Below are 19,563 nucleotides of genomic sequence, written 5' to 3'. Positions count from 1 at the left end.
GTTCACGGGCGCAAGCGCCGGTGCCGAGGCCGCCGGCTCAGGCTTGACGGGCCGCAAGATCGATGGTCCCGAAGACCGGATCACGGTCGAGGACCCGCACATCCTCGATCCCCTGCTCCTCGAGCGCCGTCCGGAATCCGGCCTGAAGCCTCCGGACGTTCATCCCGAGGCCGCTCCCCAGGATGACCGGACCTTCGATCCCGAGCTGCCTTGCCACCTGCGCGGCCATCCGGGCTAGGTCGTGGGCGGCCTGGTCGAGCATGAAACCGGCCCCCGCGTGCCCGGCGTCGGCTGCCTCGACCACGAGGCCCGCGCGCTGCGCCCAGTAGCGTCTGCCGGTCCCGGCGTCGTGGAAGCGGGCGATGAGCTGCTCGGGTCCGGTGAGCCCTGTGCTGTCGAGGAGCGCTTGCGTGAGCGCGTCGGGCTCGAGGCCCAGGTTCATGCGGTGCAGGCTGTAGCGGACGGACTCTCGCACAAGCCAGTAGCCGCTGCCCTCGTCGCCGAGGAGGTAGCCCCAACCGCCAGCGCGCGCCTCCTCGCCGTCGTCGTTGGTTCCCCACGCCGCGGACCCGGTGCCCGCGATGACCGCGATGCCCGTGCGGGCGTGCCCGGCCGCGAGCAGGAGTCTCGAATCGTGCACGACTGTGATCGCTGCCTTCGGCGCGAGGGGCCGGATGAGCGCGGTGAGCGCTTCGGCGTCGGCTTCGGTGTCGATCCCACCCGATCCGGCGAAGACGCGCGTGGCATCCGCGGCGTCGAGCCCGGAGAACAGGGCGGCGAGGTTGGCCGCCGCCTCGTCACGGGTCACGTTCTGGACGTTCGCGCTCCCTGCCTCGCGGTCGTCCACGACCTCGCCGTCGACCACCTTGATGCCGCGCGTCTTCGTGCCACCGATGTCGAGGCCGATCATGGCCCCCGCCGGGCCTGTCGCTGTACTCACCCGCCTAGAGTACTGAGCATGGATCGAGAGCTGCCCGAAGAACTGTTCGGAGCGGGCGTCGTGGGCGCCCCCATGGCCGGCGGCCCGAGCCGCCCGGCGCTAGCCGAGGCGGTGAGCCGAGCTGGCGCACTCGGCTTCCTGGCCGGCGGCTACAAGTCGGCCGAGGCGCTCGCCGGGGACGTGGGCGAGCTGTCCGCGACCGGCCTTCCCTTCGGCGTCAACCTCTTCGTGCCCGCGAACGAGCCCGTGGACCGCGAAGCAATCCTCGCGTACCGGGAGCGGCTCAGGCCCCTCGCCGATCGGCTCGGCGTCGACCTCCCGGAGCCGAGGTGGGCGGACGACGACGAGTACCCGGCGAAGCTCGCGCACCTCCTCGAAAATGTGCCGGCCGCCGTCTCGTTCACGTTCGCCCTGCCGCCCGCGGGCGACGTCGCGAGCCTGCGGACCGCGGGTGCCCTCGTCTTCCAGACCGTGACGAGCGCGCAGGAGGCCCGGGCTGCGGAGGAGCTCGGCGTGGACGGCGTCGTCGTCCAGCACGCGGCGGCCGGCGGCCACTTCGGCTCCTTCCTGCCGGGGCCTGCGTTCGCCGGGCAGCTTCACGAGCTCGTCTCGGCGGTGTGCGCCGCCGTCCGGATCCCGGTGCTCGCCGCGGGCGGCATCGGAACTCCGCAGGATGCCCGCGCGGCGCGGTCCGCCGGTGCCTCCGCTGTCCAGCTCGGCACGGCCTTCCTCCGCACGCCCGAGGCGGGGACGAATCCGGTCCACAGGGCGGCCCTCGCCGATCCTGCCTTCGATCGGACCGCCCAGACCCGCGCGTTCTCCGGCAAGACGGCGCGGGGACTCGAGAACGCGTTCATGCGCGACTTCGCCGACGCCCCGTCCGGCTACCCCACGCTGCACTACCTCACGGCTCCCCTCCGGGCAGCGGCGGTAGCCGCTGGCGACGCGCACGGGACGAACCTCTGGGCTGGGACCGGGTGGAGGGAGGCCCGCGAGGAGCCCGCGGCGGATGTCGTAGCCCGTTTCGCCGTCTGACCGGCGAGACGAGCCGTCAGATCCCGAACGCGTCGAGCAGGGCTCCGGGCTCCTCCCCGAGGACGTGCTCCCGGAACAGCCGGACCTGGAGGGGCTCCCCGACGATCCTCGGCCAGACGAGCCCGATCTCGCGCACGGCATCCGCGTCCTCGAGCTCAACCTCGACCCAGCCGAGATCCGGCGTGTGCACCGCGGAGTGCGCAGCCCGCGAAGGCGGGACCAGCGCCACGCCGAGTCCGGCGCTCACGAGGCCGAGGAGCGTCCGCGAGTCCTGGCCCTGGAAGGCGATGTCCGGCCGCACTCCAGCCTCCCGGAACAGCCGGTCCATGATGCTGCGCATCCCGTAGCCGCGCTCGAGCACGACGAACGGCTCGCGGGCAGCTTCCTCGAACCGGACGCGAGCGCGCCGAGCGAGCCGATGCCCCGCGGGGACCGCCAGCCGGAGCGGCTGGACGCACAGCGTGTCGGAATCGAACTGCCGCCCGGGCCGTGGGACCGGCGAGACGATCGAAAGGTCGACCTCTCCCGCGCTGAGCGCGTCGAGGCAGCGCTGTCGCGACCCCTGCACGAGTTCGAACCGCACGTCTGGATGCGCGGGCCGGAACCCCCGGATGAGGGCCGGAACCGCGGCCTCGCCGAATGTCATCTGAAAGCTCAGACGCACGACGCCGCGCGCCTCCTGGCGGCGCTCGTGCAGTTCGTCGAGGCCCGCGTGCAGCAGCTCGAGGGCACTCCGCACCGCGGGGAGGAGCTGCTCCGCGGCGGGGGTCAGGCGAATTCCCCGGCCCTCCTTCCGCACGAGCTCGGTGCCGACGACGGCCGCGGCCCGCGCGAGAGCCCGGCTCACTGTGGGCTGGGGCACGCCGAGGAGCTCGGCGGCCGCAGTCACGTGGCGGGTCTGACCCACCGCATCGAGGACGGGCAGGAGTGGGAGCAGTCGCGCGAGCTCGCCGTGGAGCGGCAATTCATGCGATTCAGTCATATGTTCCAGATCATAATGTATTGGACGCATGAGAACGACCTTTCTACCGTGGAAGGGTGACCTCGGTACCGTCCTCCCCCTCGATCGCCCCCGCTTGGACTGGCCACGCCAAGGGAAGCCGGGGGTACCGCCGGCTCCTCGCCGCCCTTGCGTTCGCGGGCGTGGCGACTTTCGCGCAGCTCTACGCGACTCAGGCCCTCCTCCCGAGGATCTCTGCCGACCTCCGCATCGATGCCGCCCAGTCGGCCCTGACCGTCTCGCTCGCGACGCTCGGGCTCGCCGTGGCCGTCCTGCCGTGGTCGTTCGTGGCGGACCGCATCGGGCGCGTGCCTGCCATGACCGTCGGCGTCGCGGCTGCCACAGTGCTCGGCCTGCTCGCGCCGCTCTCGCCCTCGGTCGGCCTCCTGCTCACGCTCCGCTGCCTCGAGGGTGCCGCGCTCGGCGCGGTCCCGGCGCTTGCAGTCGCCTACCTCAACGAAGAAGTACACCGCGCCCATGCGGCCCTCGCCGCTGGTACGTACGTTGCGGGGACGACCATCGGGGGTCTGCTCGGCAGGCTCGTGGCCGGTCCCCTGGCGGACGTATGGGGCTGGCGACTGGCGATCTTCGCCGTCGCCGTCCTGGGAGCCATCGCGGCCGCGGCGTTCGTAGCCCTCGCGCCCCGCCAGCGCGGCTTCGTCCCCGCGCGTCGGCGCCCCGGAACGACCGGACACGGCCGGCGGGAGAGCGCAGCCCACGCTGCGCAGCTGCTGGGACACCAGCTGCGAAGCCGCCGCCTCCTCGCACTGTACGTGCAGGCGTTCACCCTCATGGGCGGCTTCGTCGCCGTCTACAACTACCTCGGCTACCGCCTCGAGGCGCAGCCGTTCGGACTCCCAGTCGCAGTCACGAGCCTCCTGTTCCTCGCCTACCTTTCGGGCACGTTCTCCTCCGGCTACGCCGCCCGGCTCAGCGGACGGTTCGGCCGGCGCCTCGTCGTGGTGGCCAGCATGGCGGTCATGGCCGCGGGCGTCCTGCTGACCGCGGTGGACTGGCTCCCAGCGGTCCTCGTCGGCCTCGTCGCGCTGACCGCCGGCTTCTTCGCCGCGCACGGCCTCGGTTCGGGTTGGACCGGCGCTTTGGCGACCACTGGCCGGGCCCAGGCCGCATCGCTCTACAACCTCTTCTACTACACGGGCTCGAGCCTGCTGGGCTGGCTCGGCGGCTACGTCTTCCAAGGCCTCGGCTGGGGGTGGCTCGCACTCGGGATCGCCGCCCTCACCCTCGCCACCGCGGCCCTCGCCGCCGTCGTGCATCCCGCGGAAGCCGCCGTCCTCCGTTCCTCTCAGGAAGGCCCACGGACCGGCCGCTAGGATGGGGTGGCTGCCGTCAGCCGCCCAAGGAGGGAACCTCGTGGCCATGGCCGAACCGCTCGACGACGTCGACCGCCGGATCCTCGCGGCTCTCGTCGACGACGCTCGGATGACGAACAAGCAGCTCGCCGAACTCGTGGGCATCGCGCCGTCGACGGCACTCATGCGCACGCGCGCCCTGTCGGAGCGCGGCATCATCACCGGCTACGAGGCCAAGGTGAACCTGAGCGCCGTGGGACGAAGCGTCCAAGCCCTCATCTCGGTGAGCCTCCGCGCCCACGACCGCGACCAGATCGATTCCTTCACCTCGAGGGTCCCCAGCCTCCCCGGCGTGCTCGCGACCTTCCACACGTCGGGCGCCGTCGACTATCTCCTCCACATCGCGGTGGGGAGCACGGAGGAACTCCGCGACTGGGTGCTCGACAATCTCACGACCGATCCCGTCGTGGGCCACACGGAAACGACGCTCGTCTTCGAGCAGATCCCGGGCCGCGGCCCGCTTCCGGACTGACCTTTCGCACTAGCGGCCCACTCAGGGCCTGGACCTCCAGCAGACCGCGGCAAGGACCCCCGCTGCGGCGGCGCATGCTGCAGTGAACACGTCGGAGGCGAGGGGGATGCCCACTGCGCCTGCCAGCGCCCCGAGACCGACCACCGGAACGGCGCTCCCGAGATAGGTCACGACGTAGAGAGCGCTCACCGCCTGGGCATGCTGCTCCGGCTCGACAGCGGCGGCCAGCCGTTCGAACAGCGCGCGGAAGGCGATCCCCTGGCCGACGCCGGCGGCCACGATCCCCGCGACGAGGACGACGCCGGCGCCAGCCTGGGCGGCAAGGGCGGCGGCAAGCGGCCCGGCGCCGAGGAGCACGAGGCCCAGTGGGGCTGCAGGCAGCGAGGAGGAAGATGCGGGCCGGCTGCGGCCCGTGAGCTGGACCGCGGCCGACGCCGCGAGCGCGAGTCCCGCGACGGCGCCCACGGCGGGGAGCGAGGACAGATGGAGGGTCACGGCGAAGTAGCCTGGGGCAAGGGAAAGGCAGTAGCCGAAGACGGCGAAGCTCAGGAAGCCCGTCGCTGCAGCCCGCCAGAATTCGCCCCTCGCACCGCCCAACCCCAAGGACAGTCCGCGGGGCGCAAGAAGCCGGGAGCGGGAGACCCCCTGCGCGGGACGGATGGCCGGCCGTGCCCGGACGAGGACAAGGGGCGCCAGCAGCAGCGCGAGGGCCGCAGCGCAGACGAGGAACGGCAGCGCCGTCGGCTGGCTCCCCACAGCGAGCAGGCCGCCCAGCACGGGCCCGAGGGCCACGCCTCCCGAGCTCGAAAGGAGTGTGGCCCGCGACGCCCATTCGGGGCGTCCGGGCAGCAGCTCGCGGAGCGAGGCCGCGCTTGCACCCGTCGCGAGAGCGACCGCCGCCCCGTGCAGCGCGCGGCCGAGGCACAGCAGGAGCAGGGAATCCGCCGTCGCGAACACGGCCAGCCCTGTTATGCCGAGGAGCACGGCAATGGTCAGCGCGGCGCGGCGCCCGATGTGGTCCGACCAGTGACCCGCGAGCAGCAGGACGGCGACGAGGCTCACGACGTAGCTCGCGAAGGCGACCGAGATGCCGAAGGTGCCAAGTCCGAGACGCGCGGCGAGGAGCGGGTAGAGCGGAGTCGCGAGGTTGGCTCCCACGAGGAGCACGAACAGTGTCCCTCCGCTGAGCGCGAGGCGCGCAGCACGGGACGCCTCCCATCCGCGGCCTCGGGAGCCCCGGGCTGCCGACTCGGTGGGGCGCATGCGCAGCTCGGCGAAGAGGGACATGGTGACAGTTTCGGTAATCCTGACAGCCCTGATCAGTTTCGCTGGGCGAAATTGATCTATATGCTCAGAAGAATTCCCGAAACCACCCGATGGAGTGATCATTGAGCACCCTCGACGCCCTCGACACCAAGCTTCTGCTGGCCCTGATCGAGGACCCGCGGGCGCAGATCGCCGACCTCGCCGAGCGGCTGGGCGTCGCCCGCAATACCGTCCAGTCCCGCTTTCGCCGTCTCCTGCGGGCCGGGATCCTCCGTGGCGGCGGCAGGGAGGTCGATCTCGAGGCCCTAGGCTACGACGTCGTGGCCTTCATGACCCTCGAGGTCGTGCACCGGGAGCTCGACGCGGTCATTGCGGGACTGCGCCGCATTCCCGCCATCCTCGAGGCCCACGAGATCTCGGGCCGCGGTGACATCTGGTGCCGCCTCGCCGCAGCCGATACGCATGGCCTCCAGTCAGCGCTGCGCAGCGTCCTGCGCATCCGCGGCGTCATCCGCTCCGAGACGGTCCTGGCCCTCCACACCCACATCGGCTACCGCGCGGACCAGCTCCTCCGGCGTTCCCTCGAAACCGCGGGTACGGCCAAACCCGAAGGCGAACCTTAGGCACCATAAGGGCCGGATGGCGCAAATGGCTGCGAGCCCTCGCCAGACTGTGGGCAGTGTCTAGACTGGGCCTGCGGCCAGCCGCCCGGCCGGCCCGCGCCCCGAGGAGGACCATGGCTGAGCCTCGCACGTCCACAGTGACCGTCACGGGTGCCGCAGGCCAGATCGGCTACGCACTGCTGTTTCGGATTGCGAGCGGCGCCATGCTCGGTCCCGAGACGCGGTTGAGGCTCCGCCTGCTCGAAGTTCCGGCCGCTGTTCATGCCGCGGAGGGCACTGCGCTCGAACTCGACGACTGCGCCTTCCCACTCCTCGACAGCGTCGACGTCACCGACCGCGCCGAAGAGGCGTTCGACGGCGCAGACGTCGCCCTCCTGATCGGCGCCCGGCCGCGCGCGGCCGGCATGGAACGTGCCGACCTGCTCGCCGCGAACGGCGGCATCTTCGGCCCGCAGGGACGGGCCATCAACGACAACGCCGCCGACGGGATCCGCGTGCTCGTCGTGGGGAACCCCGCCAACACGAACGCGCTCATCGCGGCCGCGCACGCGCCCGACGTCCCCGCAGAGCGCTTCACGGCCATGACGCGTCTCGACCACAACCGCGGTCTCGCCCAGCTCGCCGCGAAGCTGGGGTGCCGCACGTCCGATATCGATGGCCTCACGGTGTGGGGAAACCATTCGGCCACCCAGTATCCCGACATCACCCACGCGACCGCGGATGGCCAGCCGGTGGCCTCGCTCGTGGACCAGGAGTGGGTCGAGCAGGAGTTCATCCCCCACGTGGCCCGGCGGGGAACGGAGATCATCGAAAGGCGCGGAGCCTCCTCGGCAGCGAGCGCCGCGAGCGCGGCAATCGACCACGTACGCGACTGGGTCTTGGGCTCGGACGCCTCGTGGACGTCGGCGGCCGTCGTCTCGGACGGTTCCTACGGGGTGCCCCTAGGGCTCATCAGCTCATTCCCAGTCCGCTCCGTCGAGGGGGCAGTGGGAGATCGTGCAGGGGCTCGAGGTCCCCGAGTTCTCAAGGGTCCGCATCGAGGCCTCGGTGCGCGAGCTGGAGCAGGAACGGGACGCCGTGCGCGCCCTCGGACTCCTCAGGTAGGAGTCCAACCAGCAGGAATGTGTCGGCCGGGCCCCTCCGGCTCATGTGCAGCCCAAGCGACAGCTGCGCGGCCGCTTAACGAACTCAGGGACGCCCTTCTGGGCGTCCCTGAGAGACGTGGAGCCTAGGGGATTTGAACCCCTGACCTCTTCGATGCGAACGAAGCGCTCTACCAACTGAGCTAAGACCCCGTGCTGGTGCGGATTCAACCTTACTGGCCGCGGACGTTCAAGACAAATTGGCAGAGTCCCCCGAATGGCTCTCGAGCCACTGCGCGAAGGTGGTGGTCCCGAAGGCGGTTCCGGGGGCGAGATTGCGTCCCTCGGAGAAGAATCTGCCGGGAACAGGAAGGTCGATGATGCCTGCCGTGGAGCCGACTGCGGTCTTCCATTCCTGGGCGAAATCGTGCACTGGCCTCGTCTCCGGACCGCTCACGGTGCGGAGGGTATGCCCTCCAGCTTCCTCGGCCGCCGCCTCCACGAGAGCCCGGGCCACATCCGCGACGTCGATGGGCTGCATGCGGGCACGGCGCACGGACGGAACGACGCGGAAGCGGCTTCCGTAGGCGAAGAGCTCCGCGAGCAGCGAGTGGAACTGCGAGGCGCGCACGACGGCGGTGGGCACCTTCGCGGCGTCGTACGCCTTCTCCTTGGCGACCTTGGAACGGTAGTACCCGAAGCCGATCTGGTCGCACTGGGCGATCGAGAGCATGACCGCGCGCCGGACGCCGGAGCCGTGCGCCGCGGCCAGAAGCCGTCGTCCCGCCTCGGGAAAGGCGCGCTGGGCAGCACGTCCACGCCCTTCAAGAGCGTCAACGAGTACCTCGGCGCCATCGAGTGCAGCCGCGAGCCCGACGCCCGTCGCCGCATCCGCGACAACGTACTCGACGCCCTCCACGGCAGCGGCGGGCGGTGGGAGCCGACGGCTGAACGCGCGGACCTCGTACCCGCGGGCGAGGGCTTCGAGGACCACCGCTGAGCCAGCCTGACCGGTACCGCCTGCGACTGCGAGGAGAGCCATGGGGCCGAGACTACCGAGTCTCCGCCGCCACCGCATTCAACCGGAACACCCAGTTGATGAGGTACCAGCGGGAGGGGGCCTCAGGCCCGTCGCCGCTGGAGGACTGCGTCGAGGTTGCCGAGGGCCCCCCGGCCCGCAGGGGCGACGGTGCGGACGCCGGGCGCATCCTCGGGCTCGCGCTTCGGCTTGAGGGTGACCTTGCCCTCGGGCTTGGGCTGCTCAGGTTCCTCGAGCGGCTCGGGCGCCTCCCGCTCAGCCTTCGCGGATTCCATGTAGGCCGATTTCGGAACCTCCACCGGCTCCCACGGTTCCACTTCGGCGACACCTTCGCGGCTCGCAGCCTCGGCGGCGGACTTCTGCGCTGCCCGCGCCACTTCGAGGGCAGCAGCACGAAGTTCATCGCGGCTCAGGGGTGCCGGGGTCGGTTCGGCAGCCGGCTGGTGGTCGAACACTTCGGTGGCCTCGCGGCGAGGGGACTCCTGGACGCGCGGCTCGGCAGCCAGCGGGGCGCTGACGGCAGGACGGGAGGCAGCAGCGAGGCGCCGCCGCCGGTCTCTCAGGGCGAGCTGGCGCAGGATGACAACCGAGCCGACAAGCGCTGCGGTCCCGAACAGCGGAACGGCCGCGCCCACGTACTGGAGTGCCGCGAGCAGCCCTCCGACTGCTGCCACGACGAGGCCAGCAAGACCGATCCCGGCCAGAGCACACCGTCCCCAGCGGATGCGCAGTCTGCTGGGGCCCGAGTTCGGGACGGTCACGTGCTTCCCCTCCTCCGGGGGTCGACGGGCGGTGGTGACATGTGCTGGTTCAGACTTCTCCGTGGCCGCCCCCGAGCGCTGGATCCCGAAGGACAGGCTGGTGCGGGACGCTTCGTCGTCGCCCGAGTTGGCCTCGGCCATGAGGACCCCTGCCCCTCCAGCGGGCCGGTGGCGGCGCAGCAGGTAGGGCGCACCCCACAGCAGCCACAGGACGACGGCGGCGCCGAGCACCGTCGAGCTGCTGAGAGTGAAGTCCATGACAAAACCGTAGGAGGCGAGCTGAGCACGCGGCCGGATTGCCGACGGTGTGTCGTCAGACTCTGGTAGGACATGCCCTGAGTCAGGCCCGCGACGTGACCCAACGAGCCATCAGGCCCTCTGGCACCTCTTCCGCCGTAATGGCAAAAGACTCGTGATCCGCCCACCGCCCCGCGATGTGCAGGTAGCGCGGACGAAGCCCCTCGTAGCGGAATCCGAGCTTCTCCACGACACGAAGGCTCGGGCTGTTCTCGGGCCTGATGTTGATCTCCATGCGATGCAGGCCCAGCGAGAAGAAGCAGTGGTCGGTGGCAAGGGCCACGGCCGTCGGGGCGATACCGCGGCCCGCATGCTCGTGGTCCACCCAGTAGCCGAGCGTCGCCATGAGCGCTGAGCCCCAGATGATCGAGGAGACCGTCAGCTGGCCCACGATCGGCGGCCGTCCGCCGTGCGGGTCCGCGAGCGTTATGACGAACGGGAGCGCCGACGCGTCACGCGCCTGCTGGTTCAGCGACCGGACCATCTGACGGAAGGTCGGCAGGCTTCCCCCCGGCTGAGGATTGGAAGCCTCCCACGGCGCAAGCCATTCAGCGTTCCGTGCCCGGAGTCCCATCCACTCGGCCCGGTCCGAGAAACGGATCGGCCGCAGGCCGATGCCGCCGGATTCGAGCGAGACCGGCCAGGCGCCCGGCCCCCACATCGCGGTCAGGCGCCTGCGGCCGAAGGCACACCTGCGCCCTCGGACACGAAGTCTCGCAGCCACGAGCGCAGTTCCTCGCCGAACTCGGCACGCCCGCACGCGAGGGTGACGACGGCCTTGAGGTAGCTGAGCTTGTCGCCCGTGTCGTACCGGCGCCCCCGGAACACCACCCCGTACACGCCCCCGCCTTCGCCGTCCCGGCGGGCCAGGGTCTGCAGCGCATCCGTGAGCTGGATCTCCCCGCCCCGGCCCGGCTCGGTCTCCTCCAGCACCCCGAACACCGCAGGATGCAGCACGTACCGGCCGATGATCGCCAGGTTCGAGGGCGCATCCTCCGGCGCCGGCTTCTCCACCAGCCCGTGCACCTGCACGAACGACTCCCCCTCCACAGGGCTGACCTTCGCGCACCCGTACGCGGAGATCGCCTCCCGCGGAACCTCCATCAGCGCCACCACGGAACCCCCCGTGGCCTGCTGCACCCGGATCATCTCCCCCAGCAGCTCGTCCCGCTCGTCGATCAGGTCATCGCCCAGCAGCACCGCGAACGGCTCGTTGCCCACATGCCGCTGCGCACACAGCACCGCATGCCCGAGGCCCTTCGGATCCCCCTGGCGCACATAGTGAATGTCGCCCAGATTGCTGGACTCCTGGATGGCGGCGAGCTTCTTCTCGTCGCCCTTCTCCTCGAGGGCCGCCTCAAGCGAGGGGACGCGGTCGAAATGGTCCTCGAGGGCACGCTTGTTGCGGCCCGTGATCATGAGGATGTCGTCGAGCCCGACGGACACCGCCTCTTCGACGACGTACTGGATGGCGGGCTTGTCCACCACCGGGAGCATTTCCTTGGGCATGGCCTTCGTCACCGGGAGGAACCGGGTGCCCAGCCCGGCGACGGGGATGACGGCTTTCCTGACTGGCTTCGTGGTCGACACGCTGTCACTCTATACGACGATTCCGGCGCGCTACACGAGGATTCCGGCGGGCTGCACGCCGATCGCGGCGGTGCCGAGCCGCGAGGCGGCCATCCCGCTAGGCTCTGAGCGTGGAATCTCCAGCAGAGCGCAAACGCGGCCTGCGCGCGGAAGTCTGGAAGCGCCGTCGTGCGATGAGTGCGGACGAACGGGCAGCCGCGGGCGCAGGGATCGCGTTCCACGGATTCGCATGGGCGACCAGCCAGGTGCCCGAAGGCGGAACCCTCACGGCATACCTCGGACTCGGGGCCGAACCGCCTACGCTCCCGCTCCTCGGGCGGCTCCACGCCCGAGGCTTCCACCTGCTGCTCCCGATCTGCGAGCCCGAGCGCCAGCTCTCGTGGGTCGAGTGGAGCCCTGACATCTCCTATGAGCGCAGCCGCTACGCTCCGCTCCAGGAGCCCGTGGGGCCACGGCTCGACGCGTTGGCCCTTCAGAGGGGCGACGGACAACGGCCGCCCCTCGCGGCGATCCTCCTCCCAGCCACCGCCCTCGATGCCGAAGGGCGGCGGGTCGGCCAGGGCGGCGGCTACTACGACCGCTTCCTCGCCCAGCTCGGGGAAGGACCAGCGCCTGCCACCGCCGCGATCGTCTTCGACGCCGAGGTGCTGCCGTCCGGCGAGGTTCCGGACGAGCCGCTCGACCGGCGCGTCGACGCCGCGATCACGCCGAGCGGAATCAGGCACCTGCGGAATACAGCATGAGCGTGGCCTGTTAGAATTGGCACTCGGGGTCGACGACTGCCAGCTGTCCGTGACCGCTGGCCGACTGCCACTGGCCCCACGTTTCGCAAGGAGTGACTGTGCCTACTTACGCATACGCCTGCAAGGACTGCGGACATGCCTTCGACATCGTCCAGTCGTTCAGCGACGACTCCCTGACCGTGTGCCCGGAGTGCGGCGGCAGCCTGCGCAAGAAGTTCAACAGCGTCGGCGTCGTCTTCAAGGGCAGCGGCTTCTACCGCACCGACTCGCGCAGCTCGAGCACGGTGCCTGCCGGCTCCAACACTTCCGCAGCCGGCGCGTCCTCCCCGAGCGGCTCCTCGACGACCACCACCGCGGCTCCCGCGTCCAACCCCGCTCCCGCCGCATCCGCTGCGGCCAGCTGAGGCCTTTTCCCTCCACAGCGTGAAGTCCGGCGCGGTGTCCACATTGGCGCCCGTTCCAGCCACCGCGCAGGGGCGGGTGTCCTAGCGTCGGGGCATGCCCCTCTTCCCAGGCCAGTCCCGCCGCCTCTCGTCGGGACACTCCGGCCGTCTGACATCGGGCCGGCCCGGTGCTCGGCAATCATCCCTTGACGGCGAGAGTCCGCCCAGGACGGTGCACCCTTGGGGGACGCAGCGACGCTCGCCACTCGTTCGCTTCCTGGGACGACGGCGCCGCACCCTCGCCGCAGGCCTGCTCTCCGGTGCAGTGGCAGCCTCTGTCTACCTGCTGGCTCCAGCCTCGACGCTGCAGTCCCCCGTCGTAGTGGCCGCGACCGACCTGCCGGCCGGTTCGCCCGTCTCGGCCTCCCAGCTCCGGATAGCCCGCCTTCCGCCGGAGTCGGTGCCAGACGGAGCACTGCGCGAACCGGCCGCTGCCGAGGGCAAGCGTCTCGCTGCTCCCGTTCGACGAGGCAGTGTGCTCACGGACACCTCGACCGTCGGGCCTGGTCTCCTTGCAGGAACGCCACCGGGGACGGCGGCGGTCCCTGTGAGGGTCGCCGACCCCAACTCCCTTCAGCTGATCCGCACCGGGCAGACGGTCGACCTCGTACTCGCGGAGGAGTCGGGTCGGGAAGGGCGGAACGCCGCACGGATCGCGGCCGGGGTGACCGTCCTCTGGACGGGCTCCGGCGGGGAGCAGCCCAGCGCATGGCTCGGCACTCCGAAGGACCAGAACGGACTGCTCGTCGTCGCGGCCTCCCCCGAAACGGCGCCCCTCCTTGCGGGAGCGTCAGCCCGGGGCAAGGTCTTCTTCGCGCTCGTCGAGGCAGCCAGATGAGGTCGAGGCGGACGATTGCCGCGTCAGCCCCAGTGCGCGCGTCAGCCCCAGTGCGGCGGCCGCTGGTCCTTGAGCCAGCTGTCGCGATCGCGCTCGGACTCGCGGTCCCCCCATGCCCGGGGATCGTCCTCGCCGGCGGGGCGCGGGAGCGCGGGCTCCCCGACCTCCCGGCGACGGCCGGATCCCTCCGCTCCCCGGACTTCCCTCCGGGACATGGGCTGGCCCGAAGAACCATCAGCTGCCTCTGGCCTCTGATCGATCCTGTCCTCGGCGTCCTCCGGGCCTCCGGCGGCCGAGGCCTGCTCGGAGCCGTCGTCGCCGGCGCCCGTCGCGGGAACCGTCACGCGGCGATGCGAGCCGAAATGGTCGCGTGCTGCCACCGGAGATCCTTCCCTGTAGTCCTCGAGGGGAAGCCGTTGGCCGTACGCGGCGGAATCATTGCGGTACGCATCCTCCGCTCCCCTTTCGATCACCATGTCATTCCAGACGCTGCCGGCGGCATCACCGTCCGGCCTGCCCTCGGCACCCCACAGCTCCGTCACGGTGTCGTCAGTGCGGCGCGCGCCCATTGCGTCACCGGCGAGGAACCCGGCGCCGTTACCCTCATCCGACTGTCCGTCGAGGCCGAGAAGGTCGGCGATCATGTCGGCGCAGCTGCCCGGATCCGTGAAGACCTCGATGGTCCACAGGGTGAAGTAGCGCCACCCCATCCGCTCGAGCAGCTCAGGCCGCTGACGGCTGCGCTCGCGAACACTGAGCTCGCGGTACCGGTTCGTGCCGTCCGACTCGACGGCGACCGGGGCGCTCTGCTCCTGCTCGTCCCGGGAGAGGGTGAGGAGCGGATCCACTGCCGCGGCCATGTCGATGGCGCCGTCGTAGTGATGCCACACCCTCGCGCCGCGGGAAGCCAGCCGCTCCCCCAGATCGGTCACGAGCGGGTCCGCCCCGAGGGATTCACTGCTGGACGCTGCCCGGGTAGCCCTCGTCCCGAGTTCGGTCCGTCCGGCAAGTTCCCGTTCGAGGAGCTCATGGAAGTCTCGCGCGCCCTCGCTGAGACGGCTCTCGTCGAGCTCCCCTGGTTGGAAGCACGTCAGGACGTGCATCGTGTGCCGTGCCCTGCTCATCGCGAGCGCGAAGCGACGGCGGCCGCCTGGCTCGCTCAGGGGCCCGAAGTAGTGCATTGCACGACCGTGCGGCGTTCGCCCGTAGCCGAGCGAGAAGATGACGTGATCGCGGACCAGTCCCCCGGCTCGGTCGACAGGGACGACCCGGAAGGGTTCCTCCCTGCCGCTGAAGAACTCCTTCGTGTCCGTGTGGTTGGCCATCTGGAGACGGATCGCCTCACCCACTCGGGCCGCGTGCTGAGGGCTGGCGGTCACGACAGCGAGCGACGAGTTCGGACGGCGGGCGGCATGCTCGAACACGAGGTCCACCACACGATTGACCTCGGCCGCGACCGACTCGACGTTTCCGTCCTGGCCCGACGGCATTCCGGTGCCGTCCGGAAGGTATTCAACCAGGAGCGCACGGTCCAGACCGGTGACGGACTGTCCGTCCGGCAGCCGGCGCAGCACCCCTTCGTAGAACCGGTGGCTCAGCTGGAGGCCGAGTTCCTCGTCAACCCCGCGGTACACGGTCTTGAGCCGCACGGTCGGGAGGACCCTGCTCAGAGCGTCGAAGGCGCTCTCGACCTCCTCGCCGGGCTCCTGGGGCTGGGGGCCGTGGTCGACGCCAACGGTGAAGGGCTTCGGATTCGCGACGTGGGTGTCTCCGAAGGCGATGACCTGCCGGGCCCTCGCAACCGCGGGCAGCGCGGCCCGGAGCGGCAGCGAGTCGGCGTCGAGGATCACGACGGCGTCGAATTGGCGCCGGGCAGGGGCTGCCGAAGCCAAGGCGTACGGGCTCGCCGTCCAGACCGGCACGAGCGGCCGCACAAGGTGGGGGACCTGGGATTCGAGGGCCGCGAGGCTGATGCGCCCGTCCTTGAGCTGGTTCCGCAGCGATTCCGCCTCGCGCGGGTGCTCGCCCAGCGCCCGGCCCCACTCTCCGGCGAGCCGCCAGCGGACTCGGGCAGCGCCCGAGGCGATGTGGGCGCGATCAGCGCGGCGGAACTCCTCCTCCGCCGCGCGCAGCTGGGCGCCATCGGACATCGCCAGGTAGTCGTCGCCGCTGATCATCGCCTCGAGGACGGACTGCCACCACGCCAGCTCGAGCTCAGAGGCAACAACCTCGGGCGAGGCCTGCCGCGCCGCGAGGTCGTCGAGAAGCTCGCCGAGCCCGCGCTCCCGCAGCTCGTCCTCGAGAAGAGTCCTCTCGGGCAGCGACCGCAGGGAATCATAGCTTCCGGAGAGATCCTCGAGGCGGCCCTGCACCTCAACCACAGGGGCTCGCAGCAGGTCCCCGCCGCTCCTTGTCCCTGCAATCACATGTCCGAGCCGCTCGAGCCCCTTGCGGACTGCACGATAGTCCTCCCGGAGATCCGCGAGCCCGGATGGAACCATCGGGTGCCGTTGCGAGACGGCGTACTCGGACCACTGGGCCCGCTGCTCCTGGACAAGGATGAGCGAGCTGTGCAGATCGGCGAGGTGAACGCCCGGTCGGACGTACTCTTTGGCCACCCGGCGAAGCCGCGATCGCTGCATCGCCGGAATCTCGATCCCGCGTTCCCTGCGCCAGGCCGTCGGGGCGGTCGCTGCAATGAGGTCGTCGACAGGGCGGTCGAAGATGTCCGGGGTGAACTTGTCGAGGCTCTCGCGGACTGCGACGAGCATCTCGATCTGCCCTCCCCACTCGTCGACAGAGGATCCGAGGCGGATCTCGGAGTGGGCCGCGAGCGTCGCCATCCGGTCCCGCAGTGCAGGAAGGCCGGCGACGAGGGTCTCCACGAGGGCCTGGGCGTCCTCCGTCTCGCGACGGGTCAGCATCCTCGCCCCGTACCAGGGGCTGGTCGTGGCCTCGCGGCTGAAGCTGCCGAGCTCGGCGGCGCGACGAAGGCGTTCCGCAAGCTCCCGCCGTTCGCGGATGCTGTCGAGGACGCTGCGCTTGAGCCGCACGGTGGTCGCCGGCGACGGGTGGATGGACGTGAGCGCCGCGAGGGACTGCATGGCCTCGTACGGGGAGCAGCCCCACCTCTCGCGCACATTGTGAAGGGACTCGACGTGCTCGAGGAGCTGATACCGCCGCTCGATCAGAGTCCGGTGGATGGACTCGAGGCGAGGCTGTTCGGCCTTCTCATTCCGGACAATGGCACGGACCAGCTGCTGCTTGAGCTGATTCGCCGTCAGCCCGGTGCCCAGCTGGAGGAGGAGCGAGCCGAGGCCCAATCGCTCGCACGCTTGATTGAGCTCGACCAGGCTCGCGCGGCGCTCCGCCACGACGAGGACGGTCCGGCCTGCATCCACGAGATTGGCGATGACGTTGACGGCCGTCTGCGTCTGGCCCGTTCCGGGCGGAGTCTCGACGACGAGGGAGTCGCCCGCACGAGCGGAATCGATGGCAAGCTGCTGGTCTGCGTCGGCGTCCAGGACCAGGAGTTCGTGCGATGGCGGCCGCTCGTCGATCGGTGTGAAGCGCGATGGGTCGAGGGGGTTCGGGGCGATGTGGACCGAGCGAGACGCCGCGGCGAGCGAAGCGACCACGGGGGCGCCCGCGGTGATGGCGGGGTCATCGAGCGCGTGTTCGAGGTCCGCGAAGGTCGAGACGAGCAGCCTGGTCTCCACCGATGCACCAGGTATGCCGCTCAGGATGGCACGGAAGCGCTCGAGCACCGGATGAGGATCGAGTCGTGCCGTGCTGTACGCAAGCCGTTCGACCGCGGCGACGTCAATGTCGAGACGGTGCACGCTGCGCAGGTGCCGGACGAGGGCCGGATTGAGCCGCGCGGGCTCGGTGAGCTTGATCTCGAAATCGTCCTGCTCGGCGCGCACGGTCAGCGCGACGCCGGCCAAGAGCACGGGCGCGCTCACGCGGCGGGGCCGGCCTCCTACAGCGGAGGTCCATGTTGCGATGCCCGCGGCCAGATGGCCGGCGTCCAGCCCTCGCTCGTTCGCGAGCTCGTAGATCTTCGCTCGGAGATTCCGCGCAGCCCGGGCTGCGGTCGTGTAGTCCTGCCGCTCGCGGACGAGGGTCGAGAGACGGGTCCGGCGCCCGGCGAGCAGCTGGGCCAGACCGGACGCGTTCGCCGAGGTGAGCTCGACGGCACCCTCAGGGGTGGGGTAGAAGCTGAGCATGGTGTCGGGTCCCGTGACGGCAGGCAGCGCCGAAAGCCACGCCTCAAGGCGGGCCTCGTCTTCCTGCATACCCGGATGCTGGGGCACGTCCCTGCTCTCCTCCGCGCTGTCTGGAGCGCTCCGTCGTTTGCCTATGGACCTGATCGGCATAGCTCCGAGACTAGCCTCTCGCACGCCAAGGCCCCCGGCCGCAACGCAGCCGGGGGCCAAATCAGCGGGGAATCACTCCCACTCGATGGTTCCCGGGGGCTTGCTCGTGACGTCGAGGACCACGCGGTTGACTCCCTCGACCTCGTTCGTGATCCGGTTGGAGATCCGCGAGAGGAGGTCGAATGGAAGGCGCGACCAGTCGGCCGTCATCGCGTCCTCGCTCGAGACCGGGCGAAGGACGATGGGGTGGCCGTATGTGCGGCCGTCGCCCTGGACGCCCACGCTGCGGACGTCGGCCAGCAGCACGACCGGCATCTGCCACACCTCGTCGTCGAGCCCGGCCGCCGTGAGCTCGTGGCGGGCGATCGCGTCCGCCTTGCGGAGGAGCTCCAGGCGCTCGTGCGTTACTTCGCCGATGATCCGGATCCCCAGACCCGGCCCGGGGAAGGGCTGACGCCCCACGATCTCGGCTGGAAGGCCGAGCTGCCGACCGACAGCACGCACCTCGTCCTTGAAGAGCGTGCGAAGGGGCTCCACGAGCTCGAAGCGCATGTCCTCTGGGAGGCCGCCCACGTTGTGGTGGCTCTTGATGTTCGCGGCTCCCTCGCCGCCGCCGGACTCGACGACGTCAGGGTAAAGGGTGCCCTGGACGAGGAAACGGATCTGATCGCCCTCGGCCTTGGCCTTCTCGACGATGGTGCGCTCGGCCTCTTCGAACGCGCGGATGAACTCGCGTCCGATGATCTTTCGCTTCTGCTCCGGGTCGGTGACTCCGGCGAGCGCAGAGAGGAACCGCTCCTGCTCGTTCGCAACGTAGAGGTTGACGCCGGTTGCCGCAACGAAGTCGCGCTCCACCTGCTCGGCCTCGCCTTCGCGGAGGAGGCCGTGGTCGACGAAGACACACGTCAGCTGGTCGCCGACGGCGCGCTGCACGAGCGCGGCAGCCACCGCCGAGTCCACTCCTCCCGAGAGGCCGCAGATGACGCGCGCGTCACCGATCTGGTCGCGGATGCGCCCGATCTGCTCGTCGACGATGTTGCCCGTGGTCCAGTTGCGCTCGAGCCCCGCTACGCCGAACAGGAAGTTCTCGAGGACCTGCTGTCCGTACTCGGAGTGCTTGACCTCCGGGTGCCACTGCACGCCGCCGAGCGACTTCTCGAGGTTCACGAAAGCGGCGACGGGAGCGCCGGGGGTGGTGGCGAGGACCTCGAAGCCGTCAGGGGCCTCCTGGACCGCGTCGCCGTGGCTCATCCAGGTGCTCTGAAGCACCGGCACGCCGGCGAGGATCGAGTGGGGCTCCCCTACCGCGGAGACCTGGGTGGATCCGTACTCGCGCAGGCCCGTCTTCGCGACAAGGCCGCCGAGAGCGTTTGCCATGGCCTGGAAGCCGTAGCAGATGCCGAAGACCGGCACGCCCGCCGAGAACAGGTCCGAGCCCACGCGCGGGGCGCCGTCGGCGTAGACGCTCGACGGTCCGCCCGAGAGGATGATGGCCGCTGGGTTCTTGGCGAGGATCTGCTCAGTGGTGAGGGTGTGCGGGACGATCTCGGAGTAGACGTTCGCCTCGCGGACGCGCCGCGCGATGAGCTGCGCGTACTGGGCACCGTAGTCCACCACGAGCACGGGCCTGTGGGCTGTCTGCGAGCCGGCGCTCTGGGATGCTGTTGTCACCCGTCAAGCCT

16 protein-coding genes, 1 tRNA gene and 1 pseudogene are annotated in these 19,563 nt (G+C 70.4%); 8 read left to right on the top strand and 10 right to left on the bottom strand.

Annotated elements, in window-relative coordinates; translation table 11 throughout:
• Positions 1–37: 37 nt before the first annotated feature.
• Positions 38–910 (bottom strand): N-acetylglucosamine kinase, encoded by an 873-nt coding sequence (locus tag E6A21_RS01505; protein ID WP_138442666.1) that lies wholly within the window; start codon positions 908–910, stop codon positions 38–40.
• 48 nt (positions 911–958) lie between these two features.
• Between E6A21_RS01505 and E6A21_RS01500 the strand changes: the two genes are divergently transcribed.
• Positions 959–1,975, top strand: a complete 1,017-nt coding sequence (locus E6A21_RS01500) for a nitronate monooxygenase (protein WP_138442355.1) — start codon at positions 959–961, stop codon at positions 1,973–1,975.
• A 16-nt stretch (positions 1,976–1,991) separates the two neighbouring features.
• On the opposite strand, the gene E6A21_RS01495 is transcribed toward E6A21_RS01500, so the two are convergent.
• Entirely contained in the window at positions 1,992–2,957 is a 966-nt protein-coding gene (locus E6A21_RS01495; RefSeq protein ID WP_138442354.1) for a LysR substrate-binding domain-containing protein, read from the bottom strand.
• 56 nt (positions 2,958–3,013) lie between these two features.
• On the opposite strand from E6A21_RS01495, the gene E6A21_RS01490 reads away from it, so the two are divergent.
• The gene (locus E6A21_RS01490; protein ID WP_138442353.1) at positions 3,014–4,309 is read left to right on the top strand and encodes an MFS transporter; all 1,296 of its coding nucleotides are present in this window, start codon (positions 3,014–3,016) and stop codon (positions 4,307–4,309) included.
• 46 nt (positions 4,310–4,355) lie between these two features.
• Positions 4,356–4,820, top strand: a complete 465-nt coding sequence (locus E6A21_RS01485) for an Lrp/AsnC family transcriptional regulator (protein WP_138442665.1) — start codon at positions 4,356–4,358, stop codon at positions 4,818–4,820.
• 21 nt (positions 4,821–4,841) lie between these two features.
• Here the strand turns inward: E6A21_RS01485 and E6A21_RS01480 are convergent, their stop codons facing one another.
• On the bottom strand, positions 4,842–6,107 hold the full coding sequence (locus E6A21_RS01480; RefSeq protein WP_138442352.1) for an MFS transporter: 1,266 nt from the start codon (positions 6,105–6,107) through the stop codon (positions 4,842–4,844).
• Between the two features lie 101 nt (positions 6,108–6,208).
• Between E6A21_RS01480 and E6A21_RS01475 the strand changes: the two genes are divergently transcribed.
• Both E6A21_RS01475 and E6A21_RS01470 read left to right on the top strand, forming a co-directional pair.
• Positions 6,209–6,709 (top strand): Lrp/AsnC family transcriptional regulator, encoded by a 501-nt coding sequence (locus E6A21_RS01475; RefSeq protein WP_138442351.1) that lies wholly within the window; start codon positions 6,209–6,211, stop codon positions 6,707–6,709.
• 113 nt (positions 6,710–6,822) lie between these two features.
• Positions 6,823–7,813, top strand: a pseudogene (locus tag E6A21_RS01470) (malate dehydrogenase).
• A gap of 118 nt (positions 7,814–7,931) precedes the next feature.
• Here E6A21_RS01470 and E6A21_RS01465 read toward each other — a convergent pair.
• The 5 genes from E6A21_RS01465 to galU form a co-directional block, all read right to left on the bottom strand.
• Positions 7,932–8,004: transfer RNA gene (locus E6A21_RS01465), tRNA-Ala, on the bottom strand.
• Positions 8,005–8,041: 37 nt separating this feature from the next.
• Positions 8,042–8,833, bottom strand: coding sequence for an SDR family oxidoreductase (locus tag E6A21_RS01460; protein ID WP_138442350.1), 792 nt, complete (start codon positions 8,831–8,833; stop codon positions 8,042–8,044).
• Between the two features lie 80 nt (positions 8,834–8,913).
• Positions 8,914–9,849, bottom strand: coding sequence for a hypothetical protein (locus E6A21_RS01455; RefSeq protein WP_138442349.1), 936 nt, complete (start codon positions 9,847–9,849; stop codon positions 8,914–8,916).
• Positions 9,850–9,931: 82 nt separating this feature from the next.
• The gene (locus tag E6A21_RS01450) at positions 9,932–10,549 is read right to left on the bottom strand and encodes a GNAT family N-acetyltransferase (RefSeq protein ID WP_138442348.1); all 618 of its coding nucleotides are present in this window, start codon (positions 10,547–10,549) and stop codon (positions 9,932–9,934) included.
• A 5-nt stretch (positions 10,550–10,554) separates the two neighbouring features.
• On the bottom strand, positions 10,555–11,478 hold the full coding sequence (gene galU / locus E6A21_RS01445; RefSeq protein WP_138442347.1) for a UTP--glucose-1-phosphate uridylyltransferase GalU: 924 nt from the start codon (positions 11,476–11,478) through the stop codon (positions 10,555–10,557).
• Between the two features lie 110 nt (positions 11,479–11,588).
• On the opposite strand from galU, the gene E6A21_RS01440 reads away from it, so the two are divergent.
• The 3 genes from E6A21_RS01440 (at position 11,589) to cpaB (ending at position 13,502) form a co-directional block, all read left to right on the top strand.
• Positions 11,589–12,221 carry a 5-formyltetrahydrofolate cyclo-ligase gene (locus tag E6A21_RS01440; protein WP_246036121.1) on the top strand — a complete coding sequence of 211 codons (633 nt, stop codon included), beginning with the start codon at positions 11,589–11,591 and terminating at the stop codon, positions 12,219–12,221.
• A gap of 98 nt (positions 12,222–12,319) precedes the next feature.
• A complete protein-coding gene (locus tag E6A21_RS01435) occupies positions 12,320–12,625 on the top strand; it encodes an FmdB family zinc ribbon protein (protein ID WP_138442346.1) in 306 nt (101 codons plus the stop codon).
• Between the two features lie 94 nt (positions 12,626–12,719).
• Positions 12,720–13,502, top strand: a complete 783-nt coding sequence (cpaB, locus tag E6A21_RS01430) for a Flp pilus assembly protein CpaB (protein WP_138442345.1) — start codon at positions 12,720–12,722, stop codon at positions 13,500–13,502.
• Positions 13,503–13,543: 41 nt separating this feature from the next.
• Here cpaB and E6A21_RS01425 read toward each other — a convergent pair whose 3' ends face one another.
• Positions 13,544–17,881: a DUF4011 domain-containing protein gene (locus E6A21_RS01425; RefSeq protein ID WP_138442344.1), complete on the bottom strand. Its 4,338-nt coding sequence runs from the start codon at positions 17,879–17,881 to the stop codon at positions 13,544–13,546.
• A 72-nt stretch (positions 17,882–17,953) separates the two neighbouring features.
• Positions 17,954–19,504, bottom strand: coding sequence for a glutamine-hydrolyzing GMP synthase (guaA, locus tag E6A21_RS01420; protein ID WP_138442663.1), 1,551 nt, complete (start codon positions 19,502–19,504; stop codon positions 17,954–17,956).
• Positions 19,505–19,563 lie beyond the last annotated feature (59 nt).

This window comes from Sinomonas susongensis (assembly GCF_005877005.1).
Classification (GTDB): Bacteria; Actinomycetota; Actinomycetes; order Actinomycetales; family Micrococcaceae; genus Sinomonas; species Sinomonas susongensis.
The sequence above is the reverse complement of the archived record's forward strand: the minus strand, read 5'-3'. Positions and strand labels throughout refer to the sequence as shown.

Coding starts and splice junctions, on each gene's coding strand:
- E6A21_RS01505 (WP_138442666.1), bottom strand. CDS start 910: ATGATCGGCCTCGACATCGGTGGCACGAAGACGCGCGGCATCAAGGTG.
- E6A21_RS01500 (WP_138442355.1), top strand. CDS start 959: ATGGATCGAGAGCTGCCCGAAGAACTGTTCGGAGCGGGCGTCGTGGGC.
- E6A21_RS01495 (WP_138442354.1), bottom strand. CDS start 2,957: ATGACTGAATCGCATGAATTGCCGCTCCACGGCGAGCTCGCGCGACTG.
- E6A21_RS01485 (WP_138442665.1), top strand. CDS start 4,356: ATGGCCGAACCGCTCGACGACGTCGACCGCCGGATCCTCGCGGCTCTC.
- E6A21_RS01480 (WP_138442352.1), bottom strand. CDS start 6,107: ATGTCCCTCTTCGCCGAGCTGCGCATGCGCCCCACCGAGTCGGCAGCC.
- E6A21_RS01460 (WP_138442350.1), bottom strand. CDS start 8,833: ATGGCTCTCCTCGCAGTCGCAGGCGGTACCGGTCAGGCTGGCTCAGCG.
- E6A21_RS01455 (WP_138442349.1), bottom strand. CDS start 9,849: ATGGACTTCACTCTCAGCAGCTCGACGGTGCTCGGCGCCGCCGTCGTC.
- E6A21_RS01450 (WP_138442348.1), bottom strand. CDS start 10,549: ATGTGGGGGCCGGGCGCCTGGCCGGTCTCGCTCGAATCCGGCGGCATC.
- cpaB (WP_138442345.1), top strand. CDS start 12,720: ATGCCCCTCTTCCCAGGCCAGTCCCGCCGCCTCTCGTCGGGACACTCC.
- E6A21_RS01425 (WP_138442344.1), bottom strand. CDS start 17,881: ATGCCGATCAGGTCCATAGGCAAACGACGGAGCGCTCCAGACAGCGCG.